Origin of the sequence: Mycolicibacterium rutilum (genome assembly GCF_900108565.1) — a bacterium.
Taxonomy (GTDB): domain Bacteria; phylum Actinomycetota; class Actinomycetes; order Mycobacteriales; family Mycobacteriaceae; genus Mycobacterium; species Mycobacterium rutilum.
In genome coordinates this window covers 3,709,767-3,726,612 of record NZ_LT629971.1, presented here as the reverse complement: position 1 = coordinate 3,726,612, position 16,846 = coordinate 3,709,767, and the positions used below count along the sequence as shown (strand labels likewise).

16 protein-coding genes and 1 pseudogene are annotated in these 16,846 nt (G+C 70.6%); 11 read left to right on the top strand and 6 right to left on the bottom strand.

Annotated elements, in window-relative coordinates:
• Positions 1 to 975: a carbohydrate kinase family protein gene (locus BLW81_RS18065; RefSeq protein WP_083408359.1), complete on the bottom strand. Its 975-nt coding sequence runs from the start codon at positions 973 to 975 to the stop codon at positions 1 to 3.
• 130 nt (positions 976 to 1,105) lie between these two features.
• Here BLW81_RS18065 and BLW81_RS18060 point away from each other — a divergent pair, with 130 nt between their 5' ends.
• The gene (locus BLW81_RS18060; RefSeq protein ID WP_083408358.1) at positions 1,106 to 1,738 is read left to right on the top strand and encodes an Rv0361 family membrane protein; all 633 of its coding nucleotides are present in this window, start codon (positions 1,106 to 1,108) and stop codon (positions 1,736 to 1,738) included.
• A 10-nt stretch (positions 1,739 to 1,748) separates the two neighbouring features.
• Here the strand turns inward: BLW81_RS18060 and BLW81_RS18055 are convergent, their stop codons facing one another.
• A complete protein-coding gene (locus BLW81_RS18055) occupies positions 1,749 to 2,105 on the bottom strand; it encodes a HesB/IscA family protein (protein WP_083408357.1) in 357 nt (118 codons plus the stop codon).
• 175 nt (positions 2,106 to 2,280) lie between these two features.
• On the opposite strand from BLW81_RS18055, the gene BLW81_RS18050 reads away from it, so the two are divergent.
• From BLW81_RS18050 to BLW81_RS18035, 4 genes and pseudogenes are all read left to right on the top strand, one after another.
• A complete protein-coding gene (locus tag BLW81_RS18050; RefSeq protein ID WP_407662348.1) occupies positions 2,281 to 2,907 on the top strand; it encodes a DUF3043 domain-containing protein in 627 nt (208 codons plus the stop codon).
• Between the two features lie 5 nt (positions 2,908 to 2,912).
• Complete coding sequence (locus BLW81_RS18045; protein ID WP_083408355.1) at positions 2,913 to 3,443, top strand: bifunctional adenosylcobinamide kinase/adenosylcobinamide-phosphate guanylyltransferase; 531 nt, start codon at positions 2,913 to 2,915, stop codon at positions 3,441 to 3,443.
• Positions 3,440 to 4,492, top strand: coding sequence for a nicotinate-nucleotide--dimethylbenzimidazole phosphoribosyltransferase (cobT, locus tag BLW81_RS18040; protein ID WP_083408354.1), 1,053 nt, complete (start codon positions 3,440 to 3,442; stop codon positions 4,490 to 4,492). Before BLW81_RS18045 ends, cobT begins: the two co-directional genes overlap by 4 nt.
• Positions 4,489 to 5,210, top strand: a pseudogene (locus BLW81_RS18035) (adenosylcobinamide-GDP ribazoletransferase). The gene cobT and the pseudogene BLW81_RS18035 overlap by 4 nt, the downstream one beginning before the upstream one ends.
• Here BLW81_RS18035 and BLW81_RS18030 read toward each other — a convergent pair.
• Positions 5,207 to 6,313: a branched-chain amino acid aminotransferase gene (locus BLW81_RS18030; RefSeq protein WP_083408353.1), complete on the bottom strand. Its 1,107-nt coding sequence runs from the start codon at positions 6,311 to 6,313 to the stop codon at positions 5,207 to 5,209. The pseudogene BLW81_RS18035 and the gene BLW81_RS18030 overlap by 4 nt on opposite strands.
• Positions 6,314 to 6,336: 23 nt before the next feature.
• Complete coding sequence (gene gcvT, locus BLW81_RS18025) at positions 6,337 to 7,431, bottom strand: glycine cleavage system aminomethyltransferase GcvT (RefSeq protein ID WP_083408352.1); 1,095 nt, start codon at positions 7,429 to 7,431, stop codon at positions 6,337 to 6,339.
• Positions 7,432 to 7,477: 46 nt separating this feature from the next.
• Between gcvT and BLW81_RS18020 the strand changes: the two genes are divergently transcribed.
• Positions 7,478 to 8,563, top strand: a complete 1,086-nt coding sequence (locus tag BLW81_RS18020) for an adenylate/guanylate cyclase domain-containing protein (protein ID WP_083410629.1) — start codon at positions 7,478 to 7,480, stop codon at positions 8,561 to 8,563.
• Between the two features lie 17 nt (positions 8,564 to 8,580).
• Positions 8,581 to 10,101, top strand: coding sequence for a leucyl aminopeptidase (locus BLW81_RS18015; protein ID WP_083408351.1), 1,521 nt, complete (start codon positions 8,581 to 8,583; stop codon positions 10,099 to 10,101).
• A 72-nt stretch (positions 10,102 to 10,173) separates the two neighbouring features.
• Here the strand turns inward: BLW81_RS18015 and BLW81_RS18010 are convergent, their stop codons facing one another.
• Complete coding sequence (locus BLW81_RS18010) at positions 10,174 to 11,943, bottom strand: SDR family oxidoreductase (protein ID WP_083408350.1); 1,770 nt, start codon at positions 11,941 to 11,943, stop codon at positions 10,174 to 10,176.
• A 47-nt stretch (positions 11,944 to 11,990) separates the two neighbouring features.
• Entirely contained in the window at positions 11,991 to 12,347 is a 357-nt protein-coding gene (locus BLW81_RS18005) for an oxidoreductase (RefSeq protein WP_083408349.1), read from the bottom strand.
• A gap of 160 nt (positions 12,348 to 12,507) precedes the next feature.
• Here BLW81_RS18005 and sucB point away from each other — a divergent pair, with 160 nt between their 5' ends.
• Genes sucB through lipA form a run of 4 tightly spaced genes read left to right on the top strand, consistent with a single transcriptional unit; the run spans position 12,508 to position 16,846 of the window.
• Positions 12,508 to 14,304, top strand: a complete 1,797-nt coding sequence (sucB, locus tag BLW81_RS18000; protein ID WP_157897738.1) for a 2-oxoglutarate dehydrogenase, E2 component, dihydrolipoamide succinyltransferase — start codon at positions 12,508 to 12,510, stop codon at positions 14,302 to 14,304.
• A gap of 28 nt (positions 14,305 to 14,332) precedes the next feature.
• A complete protein-coding gene (locus BLW81_RS17995) occupies positions 14,333 to 15,232 on the top strand; it encodes a TIGR01777 family oxidoreductase (RefSeq protein WP_083408347.1) in 900 nt (299 codons plus the stop codon).
• A gap of 10 nt (positions 15,233 to 15,242) precedes the next feature.
• Entirely contained in the window at positions 15,243 to 15,917 is a 675-nt protein-coding gene (gene lipB, locus BLW81_RS17990) for a lipoyl(octanoyl) transferase LipB (RefSeq protein WP_083410628.1), read from the top strand.
• The gene (gene lipA, locus BLW81_RS17985) at positions 15,914 to 16,846 is read left to right on the top strand and encodes a lipoyl synthase (RefSeq protein ID WP_083408346.1); all 933 of its coding nucleotides are present in this window, start codon (positions 15,914 to 15,916) and stop codon (positions 16,844 to 16,846) included. The genes lipB and lipA overlap by 4 nt, the downstream gene beginning before the upstream one ends.

Here is a 16,846-nt window from a genome sequence, read left to right as displayed (position 1 = left end):
TCAGCGCAGCGCCTCGGCGATCTCGGCGGCCGCGTCGGCGCCGTAGGCGTCCCCGAGCCGCTGCAGGGCCTCGTCGCGGTCCCAGCTCCACTCCTGCGGCCCGGGAGCCTCGAACACCAGCACCGCGACCAGCGAGGCGAGCTGCGCCGAGCGTTCGAGGCTCAGCCCGGCGCTGCGGCCGGTCAGGAAGCCCGCCCGGAACGCGTCGCCGATGCCGGTCGGGTCGGCCTGGTGCTTCTCGGGGACGACGTCGACGTGGATGAAGGTGCCGTCCGAGCTGACCAGGTCGACGCCCTTGGGTCCCAGCGTGGTGACCCGCAGCCCGATCTGGCTCATCACCTGGGCCTCGCTCCAGCCCGACTTCTGCAGCAGCAGATCCCACTCGTAGTCGTTGGTGAACAGGTAGGTCGCGCCGTCGATCAGCTTGCGGATCTCCTCGCCCGACAGCCGCGCCAGCTGCTGGGACGGGTCCGCGGCGAACGCCAGCCCGAGGCTGCGGCACTCCTCGGTGTGCAAGAACATCGCCTCGGGGTCGTTGGCGCCGACGATCACCAGCTCCGGGGCACCGAGCCGCTTGGCGACCTCGCCGAGGGAGATGTTGCGCGCCTCCGACATCGCGCCGGGATAGAAGGACGCGATCTGCGCCATCGCGTCGTCGGTGGTGCAGACGAACCGCGCGGTGTAGGCCGAATCGGACACCAGCACGCTCTCGGTGTCCACGCCCACCGACTCCAGCCAGCTGCGGTAGTCGTCGAAGTCCTTGCCGACCGCGCCGACCAGCGCCACCTCGCCGCCGAGCACGCCGATCGCGTAGGCCATGTTGCCCGCCACCCCGCCGCGGTGCACCACGAGGTCGTCGACGAGGAAGCTCAGCGACACCTTCTGCAAGTGGTCGGGCAGGAGCTGTTCGGAGAACTTCCCGGGAAACCGCATCAGATGGTCGGTTGCAATTGATCCGGTTACCGCAATCGTCACGAACTAAGCCCTTCGTTTGTTAAGTCGTCTAGATAATTGTAGTGCGTTAACCTGCCTACAAAGACATGTCCGCCTCGAAAAAGCACTGTAGACAGGCCTCTGCCACCACACATCTCGGGGGAGCAAATCGATGACGGGTCCGTACCCGCCCCAATACGGTGCTGGCCCCGCCGGCCCGCAAATGCCTCCACAGTCCGTGCCGTATCCGGACGGTGTGCCCTCCGCCTACCCGGGGATGCTGCCGCCACCGGTGCCGTACCGCAAGAAGCGGCGCTGGCCGATCGTCGTGGGCGCGGTGCTGGCCCTCGCGGTGATCGCCGCGGTGGTGGGACTGGTCGCCACGAGCGGCCGGGATCAGGCGTCACAGTCATCGGCGGCGCTGTCAGAGGAGTCGGCCAAGGCCGCGATCCAGGACTATCTGGACGCGTTGACCAACGGCGACGACGAGACCGTCGCCCGCCACACGCTGTGCGGGTTGTTCGACGCGGTCAAGGAGAAGCGGTCCGACCTGGCGCTGGCCGGCCTGTCCGGTGACGCGTTCCGCAAGCAGTACAGCAGCGCCGAGGTGACGTCGATCGACAAGATGGTGCTGCCCTCGCCCAACCAGGCTCAGGTGTTGTTCACGATGCGGGTGGTGCCGGCGAGTTCGTCGCGGCGCGACCGACCCGGCAACGACGAACAGCAGGCCGTCGCCCAGCTACTGGCGCAGGGCGACGAGGTCCTGGTCTGCTCTTATCTGCCGCGCACCGGCGGCGCGTTCTGACCCGTCGGGGTCAGTTGAACGAGTCGCCGCAGGCGCAGGACCCGGTGGCGTTCGGGTTGTCGATCGTGAAGCCCTGCTTCTCGATGGTGTCGACGAAATCGATCGTCGCGCCCTGCACGTAGGGCGCGCTCATCCGGTCCACGGTCAGGCTGACGCCGCCGAACTCCGCAACCAGGTCGCCGTCGAGCGACCGGTCGTCGAAGAAGAGGTTGTAGCGCAGGCCGGCGCAGCCGCCCGGCTGCACTGCGATGCGCAGGGCGAGGTCGTCGCGGCCCTCCTGGTCGAGCAACGCCTTGGCCTTGGCGGCCGCGGCGTCGGTCAGGATCACACCGTGGGTGGTGGTGGCCGTCTCTCCCTGAACTGTCATTTAGGTCTCCTGTAAGGCCTCATCGTGTGGGGCGTACTGAAACAACGGTACCTCTTTCGGGCGCTATTCCCGACTTTGTCCCCAGCCGGTCGCCGGCCGCCGGCGCGGAAGTAACCTTGCGGGTGTGAACCTGCTGGGCCGCAAGAAAGACAACCTGCCGAACCCGGACGCCGACGTGTCCGCGGATGTGTCCGAAGACACTGCCGACACCGGCAAGTCGGCCCGCGGCACCGCGCCCAAGGGCAGGCCGACGCCGAAACGCAGCGAGGCGGCCCGCAGGCGCGGCCCGGTGGCCCCGGCCCCGATGACCGCCGCCGAGGCCCGCAAGCGCCGCAAGGAGATGCGCAAGTCGCTGACCCGTGAGGAGCGCAAGGCCGAGAAGTCGGCCCGTCGCGAGGAGATGACGCAGCGGCGCGAGAAGATGATGGCCGGCGAGGAGGCCTACCTGCTGCCGCGTGACCGCGGTCCGGTGCGGCGCTTCGTGCGCGACGTGGTCGATTCCCGCCGCAACGTGCTCGGGTTGTTCATGCCGTCGGCGCTCGGCCTGATCTTCGTCATGCTGGCCGTGCCGTCGATCCAGGTGCAGCGGCTGCTGTCCCCCGCGATGCTGGTGCTCGTCGTGATCATGGTGATCGACGGCTTCATCGTCGGCCGCAAGGTCAACAAGCTGGTCGACGCGAAGTTCCCGGACAACACCGAGAGCGGCTGGAAGCTCGGCTTCTACGCAGCCAGCCGCGCCTCGCAGCTGCGCCGCATGCGCGCGCCGCGCCCCCAGGTCGAGCGCGGCGACAAGGTCACCTGACCCCGGTGCGTGTGCTGGTGCTCGGCGGCATCCGGTCGGGCAAGTCGCAGTGGGCCGAGGCAGCGCTTGCCGACGCTGCGCCCGCCCCGCAGCCGCTGCGCTACCTGGCGACCGGTCCTGATCCCGGCGGCGACGACGAGTGGGCGGCCAGGATCGCCTCCCACCGGCAGCGCCGGGAATCCCGCTGGTTCACTGTCGAAACCACCGACGTGGCAACGCAATTGGGCGCCGAGTCGGTGCCGACGCTGGTCGACGACGCCGGTGCGTGGCTGACCGCGACGATGGACCGCATCGGCGCGTGGACCGGCGCCAAGGTGGGCACCGACGTCGAGGACCTCGTCGACGCGGTCGCGGGATATCAGGCCCCGCTGGCGGTGGTCAGCCCCGAGGTCGGGCTGACCGTGGTGCCCGCGACGGCCGCCGGGCGCCGCTTCGCCGATGAACTCGGTGCGCTCAACCAGCGCCTGGCCGCGGTGTGCGATCGGGTCGTGCTGGTCGTCGCCGGTCAACCGGTCACGGTCAAGGAGGCGGTGTGACGTCGCCGTTCGATCCCGTCGCGGCGCCCGACGCCGACGCGGCCGCCGCCGCCAGGGCGCGGCAGGACCGGCTCACCAAACCGGCGGGGGCGCTGGGCAGGCTCGAAGACCTGTCGGTGTGGGTGGCGGCATGTCAGGGCGCCTGCCCACCGCACCAGTTCCGGCGGGCCCGCGTGGTGGTGTTCGCCGGGGACCACGGCGTCGCGGCGGCCGGGGTGTCGGCGTACCCGCCCGACGTGACGGCGCAGATGGTCGCCAACTTCGACGCCGGCGGCGCCGCGATCAACGTGCTCGCCGAGGTGGCCGGCGCGACGGTGCGCGTCCTCGACGTCGCCGTCGACACCGAGGCGCCGCGCTCCCCCGCCATCGGCGCGCACAAGGTGCGCCGCGGCAGCGGCAACATCGCGGTCGAGGACGCGCTCACCGACGAGGAACTGACCGCGGCGGTCGATGCCGGCAGGCGGGTCGCCGACGAGGAGGTCGACGCCGGCGCCGACCTGCTGATCGCCGGCGACATGGGTATCGGGAACACCACGCCGGCAACGACTTTGATCGCCGCGCTGGCCGACTGCGAGCCGGTGGCGGTGGTGGGCCGCGGCACCGGCGTCGACGACGCGGGCTGGGCCCGCAAGACCGCCGCGATCCGAGACGCGCTGTACCGGTGCCGCCGCACCACCGATCCCCTTGCGCTGCTGCGGATCTGCGGCGGGGCCGACCTCGCGGCGATGGCCGGTTTCTGCGCCCAGGCCGCCGTGCGACGGACCCCGCTACTGCTGGACGGCCTGGTGGTGACGGCCGCGGCGCTCGCGGCCGAACGGATGGCTCCGGGTGCCCGTCAGTGGTGGCAGGCCGGGCACCGGTCGACCGAACCCGCGCACGCCGTCGCGCTGGACCGGCTGGGTCTGGACCCGATCCTGGATATGCGGATGCGCCTCGGCGAGGGCACCGGCGCGGCGCTGGCCCTGCCGGTGCTGCGCGCCGCGGTCGCCGCCCTGGCGTCGATGGCGACGTTCGACGAGGCGGGCGTCGCAACCGACATGGTCTCGTGATCCGTTCTGTCGCAGGCGCTTTCGCGTTCGGCACCGTTGTGCCGGTGCGGTGGGCGCCGCCGATCGGGCGGGGCGCGCTGACGGCGTTGCCGGTGGTCGGCCTCGCGCTCGGGGGCTCGCGGCCGCGACGCTGTGGGCGGCGACCGCGGCGTTCGGCTCCGGTGCGCTGGCGGGGGTGCTCGCCGTCGCGGTTCTGGTGCTGGCCACCCGCGGGTTGCACGTCGACGGTCTCGCCGACACTTTCGACGGGCTGGGCTGTTACGGCCCGCCCGAGCGGGCGCTCGAGGTGATGCGCGGCGGCGCGGCGGGCCCGTTCGGCGTCGCCGCGGTGGTGCTCGCCGTACTGCTGCAGGCCCTGGCGTTCGCACAGCTCAGCGCCGTCGCCGTGGTGGTGGCCGTGACGTGCGGGCGGGTGGCGGCGGTGCTGGCGTGCCGGCGCGGAGTGCCCGCGGCGGCGGGCAGCGCGCTGGGCGTGCGAGTCGCGGGCAGCCAACCCGTCGCGGTGGCGGCCGCCTGGGTCGTCGCGGCCGCGGCACTGGCCGTGCTGGCCGGCCCGCGCCCGTGGCAGGGCCCGGTCGCGGTGCTGGTGGCGCTGGTTTGCGGCGCCGCGCTGGTCGCGCACTGCGTGCGCCGCTTCGGCGGGATCACCGGCGACGTGCTCGGTGCCGCGGTGGAGGTGACGACGACGGTCGCCGCGCTGGGCTTGGCGGTCGGCTAGCTCAGCCGCGCCATCCAGCCGTGGGTGTCGGCGAACGTGCCGCGCTGGATCCCCGTCAGGGTGTCGCGCAGCGCCATCGTGATCTCGCCCGGCCCGCCGTCGGCGATGGTGAACTCGCCCTCGGCGTGCTTGACCCGCGCGACCGGGGTGATGACCGCGGCCGTCCCGCAGGCGAACACCTCGGTGATCTCGCCGGCGGCCGCCTTCTTCTGCCACTCGTCGACGTCGATCTTCCGCTCCTCGACCGCGAATCCGGCGTCAGATGCCAACTGCAGCAAGGAGTCCCGCGTCACGCCCGGCAGGATGGACCCGCTCAGCTCCGGGGTCACCAGCCGCGCGGAGCCGCCGCTGCCGAACACGAAGAACAGGTTCATCCCGCCCATCTCTTCGACATAGCGACGCTCGGCGGCGTCCAGCCACACCACCTGGTCGCAGTCGTTGTCGGCGGCCTGGGCCTGCGCCAGCAGCGACGCGGCGTAGTTGCCGCCGAACTTGGCCGCGCCGGTGCCGCCCGGGCAGGCGCGCACGTACTCGGTGGAGAGCCACACGCTGACCGGTTTGATCCCGCCCTTGAAATAGGCGCCCGCCGGTGAGGCGATCACCAGGTAGCGGTACTGCGTCGCGGGCCGCACCCCGAGGCCGGGTTCGGTGGCGATCACGAACGGCCGCAAATACAGCGACTCCTCGCCACCGGCCGGCGGCACCCACTGCTGGTCGATGGCGATCAGCTGGCGCAGCGACTCGATGAACACTTCCTCGGGCAGCTCCGGGATCGCCAGCCGACGCGCCGACAGGCGCAGCCGCGCGGCGTTGGCCTCGGGCCGGAACGACACGACGGAACCGTCGGCCCACCGGTAGGCCTTCAGGCCCTCGAAGATCTCCTGCGCGTAGTGCAGCACGATCGCCGACGGATCGAGTTCGATGGGGCCGTACGGGATCACCCGGGCGTCGTGCCAGCCCCTGCCCTCGGTGTAGTCGATCGACACCATGTGGTCGGTGTGGAACTGACCGAATCCGGGGTTCGCCAGAATCGACGCCCGTACCTCATCGCTCGCCCGGTTCGCATTGTGCTCAACCGTGAACTCGAGGGGGCCGTCAGTCATAAACCGATTGTATATCCGGGGTGCTAACGAGTTTTCGCCGCGACGAACGGGGGCTTGACCACCTCGCACTCGACCGCCCGGCCGCGGACGTCGACGGTGACGCGCTGGCCGTCGGCGATGTCGGCGGCGGTGTCGATGAGCGCGAGCCCGATCCCGATCTTCAATGTGGGAGAGAAGGTTCCCGACGTCGTCACCCCGACCGGCCGGTCACCGTCGAGCACGGTCAGGTCGGCCCGCAACACTCCGCGGCCGACGGCCTTGAGCCCGCGCAGCAGCCGCGGCGGTCCGGACTCCTTCTCGGCCAGCAGCACGTCGCGCCCCCAGAACGCGTCCTTCTTCCAGCCGATGGCCCACCCGCAACGCGCCTGCAGCGGGGAGAAGTCCGGCGAGAGTTCGTGCCCGTGCAGCGGATAGCCCATCTCGGTGCGCAACGTGTCGCGGGCGCCCAGACCGGCCAGCTCGCCGCCGGCGGCGCTCACCTTCTCGACCAGCGCATCGAACACGACGCCGGCGGAGTCCCACGGCGGCAGCAGCTCGTAGCCGTGCTCGCCGGTGTAGCCGGTGCGGCACACCCGCACGGGAACGCCGGCGAACTCGGCGTCGGCGTAGCCCATGTAATCCATGTCGGTCGGCAGCCCCAGCCCGCCGACCACCTCCGCCGACTTCGGTCCCTGCACGGCCAGCACGGCGTAGGACCGGTGCTCGTCGGTGATCGTCAGCCCGGCCGGGGCCCGCTGCTGCAGCGCCGCGACGACGGCTGCGGTGTTGGCGGCGTTGGGCACCAGGAAGACCTCGTCGTCGGCGACGTAGTAGGCGATCAGGTCGTCAATCACGCCACCGGAAGCGTTGCAGCACAACGTGTATTGCGCCTTGCCCGGTCCGATCCGGCGAAGGTCGTTGGTCAGCGCGGAGTTGACGTACTCGGCGGCGCCGGGCCCGCGCACCAGCGCTTTGCCCAGATGGCTGACGTCGAACAAGCCGACGGTGGTCCGGGTCGCGGTGTGCTCGCTGACCGTGCCGGCGTACGAGACCGGCATCAGCCAACCGCCGAATTCGGCGAAGTTCGCGCCCAGTTCGCGGTGGCGGTCTTCCAGCGGGCCCTTCAACACGTCGGTCACGCCGAACCACCCTAATGCGGCGGCCCCGGTTGGCACACTTGTGCGGGTGGTCGACCTCGACGCGCTGCACGCCGCGGGGGTGGTCGACGCGCACCGGCGGGCGGCGCTGATCGAGTATCTGGACTCGCTGGGGTTCACCGCCGAGGAGATGGTGGAGGCCGAACGCCGGGGCCGGCTGTTCGGGCTGGCCGGCGACGCGCTGCAGTGGTCGGGCCGGCCGACGCTGAGCCTGCGCGCCGCCGCCGAGCAGCTGGGCGTGCCGGTCGACGACCTCACCCAGGTTTGGCGGGCCCTGGGCCTGCCGGTGTCCGACCCGGACGCGCCCGCGCTCAGCGACGCCGACGTCGACGCGCTGCGGTCGTGGCGCTCGATCACCGCGACGGCCGGCCCCGAGGCGGCGCTGAACTTCGTGCGCATCGTCGGCGCGACGATGGCGCGGCTGGCCGAGGCCAGCTCGACGATGATCCGGATCGCGGAACCGAACCTGCTGATGACACACACCCACGACGAACTCACCACCGCCCGCGCCTACCGGTCGGTCGCCGAGCTGATCCCCGGCATCTCGGCCCTGATGGACTCCGTCTGGCGCCATCACATCACCAGCGCGCGGGCGTACTTCGAGAACGTCATCCACGACGCGTCGGCCAGCGTGACCTGCGGCGTCGGCTTCGCCGACCTGTCGGGCTTCACCGCGATGACCCAGCGGCTCACCCCGACCGAGCTGTCGGATCTGCTGGTCGAGTTCGGCGGCGAGGTGAGCGACGTGGTGCACGCCGCCGGCGGTCGGGTGGTCAAGTTCATCGGCGACGAGGTGATGTGGGTGACCACGTCGCCCGAACAGCTCGTGGTGATCGCGGCCGACCTGGTGGGATACGAGCGGGCGCGCGAGGCCGGCCTGCGGGTGCGCGCCGGGCTGGGCTACGGCCTGGTCCTGGCGATCGGCGGCGACTACTTCGGCACCCCGGTGAACCTGGCCGCCCGACTGGTCAGCGCCGCCGAGCCCGGCCAGGTGCTGGCCGGCGCGGAGATCCGTGCGGCGCTGCCCGACCGGCCCGCCGTCGAGCTGGACCCGTTGACGCTCAAGGGTTTCGAGGAGCCCGTCACGGCCTACGACCTGCTCGGCGGCCAGTGAAGCTAGGGTTGGGTCCCGTGAGCGCTGCATACGTCGGATACCAGGCCCCCACCGTCACCGTCGGTTCGTCGCTGCCCAAGCGCACGGCAGGCACGGCGGTGCTGATCGTCCCGGTCGTCAGCGGCGGCGACGACGAGCCGTCGGCGCAGGTGGTGGCCAGCCCCTTCCTCGACGGCGACGCGACCCGCCAGATCGAGGCGGCGCTGCAGGCGCTGGGCGCCAAGGGCGGTGCCGAGCAACTGACCCGCGTCGTCGCACCGGCGTTGCCGGTGGCCAGCGTGCTCGCGGTCGGTCTGGGCAAGCCGCGCGACAGCTATCCCGCCGACGTGATCCGGCGGGCGGCGGGCGCGGCGGCACGCTCGTTGAACGGCACCGAGACGGTGCTGACCACGCTGTCAGACCTGGACGTCACTGCCGCGATCGAGGGACTGATCCTGGGCTCCTACCGGTTCACCGACTTCCGCAGCGCCAAGACCGCGCCCAAGGACGCCGGGCTGCGCGAGATCGTCGCGCTGAGCGCCGACGCGAAAGCTCAGAAGCAGGCCGCCCAGCGCGCGGCGGACATCGCGACCGCGGTCGCCACCGCCCGCGACCTCGTCAACACCCCGCCCAGCCACCTGTTCCCGGCCGAATTCGCGCTCCGCGCAAGGGCTTTGGGCGAGGCGGTCGGCCTGTCGGTGGAGATCCTCGACGAGAAGGCGCTGGAGAAGGGCGGCTACGGCGGGATCATCGGCGTGGGCAAGGGCTCGTCGCGTCCCCCGCGACTGGTGCGGCTGACGCACAAGGGCGCCAAGCGCAAGGGCAAGCGGGTCGCGTTGGTCGGCAAGGGCATCACGTTCGACACCGGCGGCATCTCGATCAAGCCGGCCGCCAACATGCACCACATGACGTCGGACATGGGTGGCGCGGCGGCGGTGATCGCGACCGTCGTGCTGGCCGCCAAGCAGAAGCTGCCGATCGACGTGATCGCGACCGTGCCGATGGCCGAGAACATGCCGTCGTCGACCGCACAGCGCCCCGGTGACGTGCTGACCCAGTACGGCGGCATCACCATCGAGGTGCTCAACACCGACGCCGAGGGCCGGCTCATCCTGGCCGACGCGATCGTGCGCGCCGGCGAGGACGACCCGGACTACCTGATCGAGACGTCGACGCTGACCGGCGCGCAGACCGTCGCGCTGGGCGCGCGGACGCCCGGCGTGATGGGCAGCGACGAGTTCCGCGACCGGGTCGCCGGCCTGTCGCAGTCGGTCGGCGAGAACGCCTGGGCGATGCCGCTTCCCGAGGAACTCAAGGACGACCTCAAGTCCACGGTGGCCGATCTGGCCAACGTCAGCGGCTCGCGGTTCGCCGGAATGCTGGTGGCGGGCACGTACCTTCGCGAGTTCGTGAAGGACGGCGTGCAGTGGGCGCACATCGACATCGCGGGCCCGGCGTACAACACCAGCGGTCCGTGGGGCTACACCGGCAAGGGCGGCACCGGGGTGCCGACGCGCACGATGTTCGCGGTCCTCGAGGACATCGCCGCCAACGGCTAACTCGTATCGCGAGACCGACGCTTTGGCGGGTTTTCCGCGCAGAAACCCGCCAATACGTCGGTTTCGGCGCCGCTAGAGCACGCGTCCCCTGGCGGTGCTGCGCATCACCTGCGGGAACAGGTGCGCGACGCCGTAGACCAGATGGGCCTCCGGCGCGACCGGCCGGATCGGCTTGTTCTTCTTCACCGAGTCGACGATCGCCGAGGCCACCTTGTCCGGGCCGTAACGGCGTGCATTGAAGAACTTTTCGAGTTGCGCACGGCGCGACTCCACCTTGCCGCGCTTACCGGCGGGCGCATCGAAGCGGGTGGTGTGCACGATGTTGGTGTCGATCACGCCCGGGCACACGGTCGTCAGCCCGATACCGGCCTGTTCGAGTTCGGCGCGCAGGCAGTCGCCGAACATGAACACCGCGGCCTTGCTGGTCGCGTAGGCGTTCATGGACTGTTGCGGTGCGTACGCCGCCATCGACGAGACGTTCACGACGTGCCCGCCCATGCCGCGGACGACCATCCGCCGCCCGAATGAGCGGCAGCAGTTCACCACTCCGCCGAAGTTGATCGACAGCACGCGGTCGAACTCGCCGCGCGGGGTGTCGAGGAACAGGCCCGCGTGCCCGACCCCGGCGTTGTTGACCACCACGTCGGGCACGCCATGCTCGGCGCAGACCTGCTCGGCGAACTCCTCGACGGCGTCGGCGTCGGACACGTCGACGACGTAGTGGTGCGCGACGCCACCGCGCGCGACGATCGCCGCGGCCGTCTCCTTGACGGTGCCCTCGTCGACGTCGCTGACGACGATCTCGGCGCCTTCACGAGCGAAGGCGAACGCCGTCGCGCGGCCGATTCCGCTGCCCGCACCGGTCACCGAAACCAGTGTGTCACCGAAGTATTGGCGCTTGCGGCCGACCTGCGCGCGCAGCAGCTCACGGGCCGGCGCGGCGCCGTCGAGGTGATCGACGAGTTGTCGCACCGAGCGGGCCAGCACATCCGGATGCGACATCGGCGCCCAGTGGCCTGCGGCCACGTCGCGTCGCCACAGCCGCGCCACCCACTTGTGGGTGTCCTCGTAGACGTGCGGGCGCACGAACGGGTCATCGAGGTTGACGATCAGCTGCACCGGCACGTCGACGTAATGGTCGTTGCGCGCCTTGAACACCGAGCGCAGGTAGTTGGCCCGGTACACCTTGAGGCTGTTGAGCGCGTCGGCGGGCAGGTTCGGCGAGTGGTGCACCCGCTCGGGGGCGATCCCGTCGCGTACGGTCAGCAGCCGGTCGAGGGTGCCGCGGCGCAACCGTCGGCGCACCGTCGCCGGCCCCAGGACCGGCGTCGAGAACACCGCCATGTAGGCGAAGTGGGCGAACTGGGCCGCCGCCCGGGCGAACCGACGCGGGCGGTAGGGCCGCAGCAGCGAGCCCACGATGAAGCGGTTGACGTGGTCGGCGCTGGGGCCGGAGACCGAGGTGAACGACGCGACGCGCTCGCCGGCCTGCGGGCGCGCGAGGTACTCCCACAGCGCCGCCGAACCCCAGTCGTGGGCCAGCACGTGCACGGGCGCGCCGGGACTGACCGCGGCGATGACGGCTGCGAAGTCGTCGGCGTAGCGACCGAGGCGGAACGCCGAAACCTGCTTGGGCACAGTCGATCTGCCCACACCGCGATTGTCGTAGCGAATGATCCGGAAGCGGTCCGTCAGCAGCGGCACGATACCGTCCCACAGCACGTGGGAATCGGGCCAGCCGTGGGCGAGCACCAGTGTGGGACCGTCGGGGTTGCCCTGCTCGTACACCGCGATGCGGACGTCGTCCGTACTGTCGACGAAGCGCTCGGCGATCTCCCCCATCACACCTCCATGGGACTGGGCGGTACCGCGGGCACGGTAACAGGCGCTCAGCGCTCGTCGAGCTCGCGGCGTTGGGCGCGGCGGCGCTCGATGCGGCGGCGCTCGTCGTAGTCACGCATCCGCTGCGGATAGCCGACCTTCTGGACGTCGTAGACGGGGATCTTGAGCCGGTCGGACAACCTCCGGGCACCGGCGTCGCCGCCGGCCCGGCGCCGCGTCCACTCACCGTCGGCGGCGACCAGCACCACGGTCACGTCCGTCACGGTGGTTTTCGGTTCGACGAAGGCCTCGACTCCGGTGTGCGTGGCGACCCAGTGGCGCAGATAGTCGAGATCGGCGGCCGGGTCGTTACCCGGTCCCCTGCCGCCGCGGCGTTTGCGGCGAAATATGTCGAGGGCTCCCACTCGGCCCGCGCTCCCTTCGCTCACCCCTTTTTCGATAGTGCCAGAGCCGCGGGTCAGCCGGTCTGCGGCGAGCTGTGCGCCCGGACGTGACAGGATGGGCGTGAAGACAATCGACCCAGCACCACTGATCGACCGTTCAAAGGAGCGAGGAGTCAATCACATGGCCATCTCTGTCCAGATGCCGGCACTCGGCGAGAGCGTCACCGAGGGGACTGTCACCCGCTGGCTCAAGCAAGAGGGCGACACGGTTGAACAGGATGAGCCGCTGCTGGAGGTCTCGACCGACAAGGTCGACACCGAGATTCCCGCTCCCGCTTCCGGTGTGCTGAAGAAGATCATCGCGCATGAGGACGACACCGTTGAGGTGGGCGGCGAGCTGGCGGTGATCGGCGACGCGGACGAGGACGGCGGCGACTCGGGCGGCGATTCGAGCGCTGACGAGGGCGCCGACGACTCGGCCGAGGAGGAGCCGGCCGAGGAGGAGAAGCCCGCCGAGGAGCCCTCGGCCCAGCCCGAGCCGGCCGCCGAGGAGACCGAGTCGGAACCCGAGCCCGCTGAGAAGCCGGCCGCGAAGTCGTCGTCGGGCAAGAGCACTCCGGTGCTGATGCCCGAACTCGGCGAGTCGGTGACCGAGGGCACCGTGACGCGCTGGCTGAAGAAGGTCGGCGACTCGGTGGAGGTCGACGAGCCGCTGCTGGAGGTCTCGACCGACAAGGTCGACACCGAGATCCCGTCTCCGGTGGCGGGCACACTGGTGTCGATCACCGCCGAGGAGGACGACACGGTCGAGGTCGGCGGGGAGCTGGCCCAGATCGGTGAGGCCGGTGCGGAGGCCGCCGAGGAGCCCGAGCCGGAACCCGAGCCTGAGCCAGAACCCGAACCGGAGCCCGAGCCCAAGCAGGAAGCCAAACCCGAGCCCAAGCCGGAGCCGAAGCCCGAACCCAAGCCCGAACCCAAGCCCGAGCCCAAGCGGGAGGCTGCCCCGCAGCCATCCGGCGACTCCGGCCCGTATGTCACCCCGCTGGTCCGAAAGTTGGCCGCGGAGAACAACGTTGACCTGGCTTCTGTGAAGGGCACCGGCGTCGGCGGACGGATCCGCAAGCAGGATGTGCTCGCGGCGGCGGAGTCGAGCAAGGAGTCGTCGACGGAGCAGGCCGCCGAGGCCCCGGGCAAGGCCCCCGCCGCGGCGATGGCGCCGGCCGATGCCAACACCTCGCCGTCGCCGCTCGCGCACCTGCGCGGCAGCACGCAGAAGGCCACCCGGATCCGGCAGCTGACGGCGAAGAAGACCCGCGAGTCGCTGCAGGCGACGGCGCAGCTGACGCAGACCCACGAGGTCGACATGACCAAGATCGTGGCGTTGCGGGCCAAGGCGAAGAACAGCTTCGCCGAGCGCGAGGGCGTGAACCTGACGTTCCTGCCGTTCATCGCCGTCGCGGTGGTGGACGCGCTCAAGGCGCATCCCAACGTCAACGCGAGCTACAACGAGGACAGCAAGGAGATCACCTACTACGACGCCGAGCACCTGGGCTTCGCGGTCGACACGGAGCAGGGCCTGCTGTCTCCGGTGATCAAGAACGCCGGCGACCTGTCGCTGGCCGGGCTGGCGCGGGCGATCGCCGACATCGCCGCGCGGGCCCGCTCGGGTGATCTCAAACCCGACGAGCTGTCCGGCGGGACGTTCACCATCACCAACATCGGCAGCCAGGGCGCGCTGTTCGACACCCCGATCCTGGTGCCGCCGCAGGCGGCGATGCTGGGCACCGGGGCGATCGTCAAGCGGCCGCGGGTGATCTCCGACGAGTACGGCAACGAGTCGATCGGTGTGCGCTCGGTGTGCTACCTGCCGCTGACCTACGACCACCGCCTGATCGACGGCGCGGACGCCGGACGCTTCCTGACGACCATCAAGCGTCGGCTCGAGGAAGGCGCGTTCGAGGCCGACCTGGGTCTGTAGCGGTCTGCAGAAAGGGCTTACGCCTGTCGTGTCCGTCATCGCGATTGCCGGTTCGTCCGGACTGATCGGCACCGCGCTGGTGTATGCGTTGCGCGCCACCGATCACCGGGTGATGCGCATCGTGCGGCGCGCGCCGTCCAACGCCGACGAGGTGTTCTGGAACCCCGACACCGGCGAGTTCGACCCGGCCGCACTGGCCGGGGTGGACGCCGTCGTCAACCTGTGCGGCGTCGGCGTCGGCGACAAGCGCTGGTCGGGGGCGTTCAAGCAGAGCCTGCGCGACAGCAGGATCGGGCCCACCGAGGTGCTGGCCGCGGCGGTGGCCGAGGCCGGGGTTCCGACGCTGATCAACGCCAGCGCGGTCGGCTACTACGGCGACACCGGCAGGCAGATCATCGACGAGACCGCGCCCGCCGGTTCGGGGTTCCTCGCGGGCCTGTGCGTGGACTGGGAGGCGGCCACCTCGCCGGCGCGGCACGATGGCGCCCGGGTGGTGCTGGCACGGTCCGGGTTGGTGCTCGCGCCGGGCGGCGGGATGCTGGCGCGGCTGCGGTCGCTGTTCTCGCTGGGACTGGGTGCGCGGCTGGGCAACGGTCGCCAGTACATGCCGTGGATCAGCCTCGAAGACGAGGTCCGGGCGCTGCTGTTCGCGATCAACCACGACGAGTTGTCCGGGCCGGTCAACCTCACCGGCCCGGCCCCGGTCACGAACGCGGAGTTCACCACGGCGCTGGGCCGTGCGCTGAACCGCCCGACGCCGCTGATGGTGCCCGGCTTCGCGCTGCGCGCCGCACTCGGCGAATTCGCCGACGAGGGACTGCTCGGCGGGCAACGGGCCATCCCGGCGGCGCTGGAGCGGGCGGGATTCGTCTTCCACCAAAACACGATCGGTGAAGCGCTGGCGTTCGCCACCTCGACGCCGGAGTAGCGTGATCAGCGTGACTAGTTCGATCCGGTCGGCGACCGGGCCGATCGACGTGCGACCGCTGGGCACCGTCGACTACCGGGACGCCTGGCAGATGCAACGCGACCTCGTCGACCAGCGCGTGGCCGGCGGCCCGGACACCCTGCTGCTGCTCGAGCATCCGCCGGTCTACACCGCGGGCAAGCGCACCGAACCGCACGAGCGTCCCTTCGACGGCACGCCCGTCATCGACACCGACCGCGGCGGAAAGATCACCTGGCACGGCCCCGGCCAACTGGTCGGCTATCCGATCATCGGCCTGGCCGAACCGCTCGATGTCGTGAATTTCGTTCGCCGACTTGAAGAGTCGTTGATCAAGGTGTGCGCGGACTTCGGAGTGCAGACGGGCCGGGTCGAGGGCCGCTCCGGCGTCTGGGTGCCCGCCGACGCGCGGGGTCCGGCGCGCAAGATCGGCGCGATCGGCATCCGGGTATCGCGGGCGACGACGCTGCACGGGTTCGCGCTCAACTGCGACTGCGATCTGGCGGCGTTCTCGGCGATCGTGCCCTGCGGTATCACCGATGCCGGGGTGACTTCGCTGACGGCTGAACTCGGCCGGCGGGTGCAGGTGTCCGACGTCATCACGCAGGTAGCCGACGCCGTCGGCGACGCGCTCGACGGGCGCCTGCGGGTAGCCTTGACACAGTGACAGTCACACCCGAAGGCCGCAAGCTGCTGCGTCTCGAGGTCCGCAACGCCGAGACGCCGATCGAACGCAAGCCGCCGTGGATCAAGACCCGCGCGAAGATGGGCCCGGAATATAAGGAGCTCAAGGCACTCGTCAAACGCGAAGGCCTGCACACGGTGTGCGAGGAAGCCGGCTGCCCCAACATCTTCGAATGCTGGGAGGACCGCGAGGCCACCTTTTTGATCGGCGGTGAACAGTGCACCCGTCGCTGCGATTTCTGCCAGATCGACACCGGCAAGCCCGCCGAACTGGACCGTGACGAACCGCGCCGCGTCGCCGAGAGCGTGCAGGCGATGGGCCTGCGCTACTCGACGGTCACCGGCGTCGCCCGCGACGATCTGCCCGACGGCGGCGCCTGGCTGTACGCCGAGACCGTGCGTGCCATCAAACAGCTCAACCCGAATACCGGCGTCGAATTGCTGATCCCGGACTTCAACGCCGAGGCCGAACTGCTGCGTCAGGTGTTCGAGTCGCGCCCAGAAGTGTTGGCGCACAACGTCGAAACCGTGCCGCGGATCTTCAAGCGGATCCGCCCCGGGTTCCGCTACGAGCGCAGCCTTTCGGTGCTGACCGCGGCGCGCGAGTTCGGCCTGGTGACGAAGTCGAACCTGATCCTCGGGATGGGCGAAACCCCCGAGGAGGTGCGCGGCGCGCTGACCGATCTGCACGAGGCGGGCTGTGACCTGGTGACGATCACCCAGTACCTGCGGCCGTCCGTGCGCCACCATCCGGTCGAACGCTGGGTCAAGCCCGAGGAGTTCGTCGAGCACGAGGCGTTCGCGCGCGACGTCGGGTTCGCCGGTGTGCTGGCGGGTCCGCTGGTGCGGTCGTCGTACCGGGCGGGACGGCTGTACGCCCAGGCGGTCGCCACGCGGCGAACCGTATCCTGA

Excerpts from the sequence above, each read along its gene's own strand:
- sucB (WP_157897738.1), top strand. The coding sequence starts at position 12,508 with ATGGCCATCTCTGTCCAGATGCCGGCACTCGGCGAGAGCGTCACCGAG.
- BLW81_RS18055 (WP_083408357.1), bottom strand. The coding sequence starts at position 2,105 with ATGACAGTTCAGGGAGAGACGGCCACCACCACCCACGGTGTGATCCTG.
- BLW81_RS18060 (WP_083408358.1), top strand. The coding sequence starts at position 1,106 with ATGACGGGTCCGTACCCGCCCCAATACGGTGCTGGCCCCGCCGGCCCG.
- BLW81_RS18030 (WP_083408353.1), bottom strand. The coding sequence starts at position 6,313 with ATGACTGACGGCCCCCTCGAGTTCACGGTTGAGCACAATGCGAACCGG.
- BLW81_RS18010 (WP_083408350.1), bottom strand. The coding sequence starts at position 11,943 with ATGGGGGAGATCGCCGAGCGCTTCGTCGACAGTACGGACGACGTCCGC.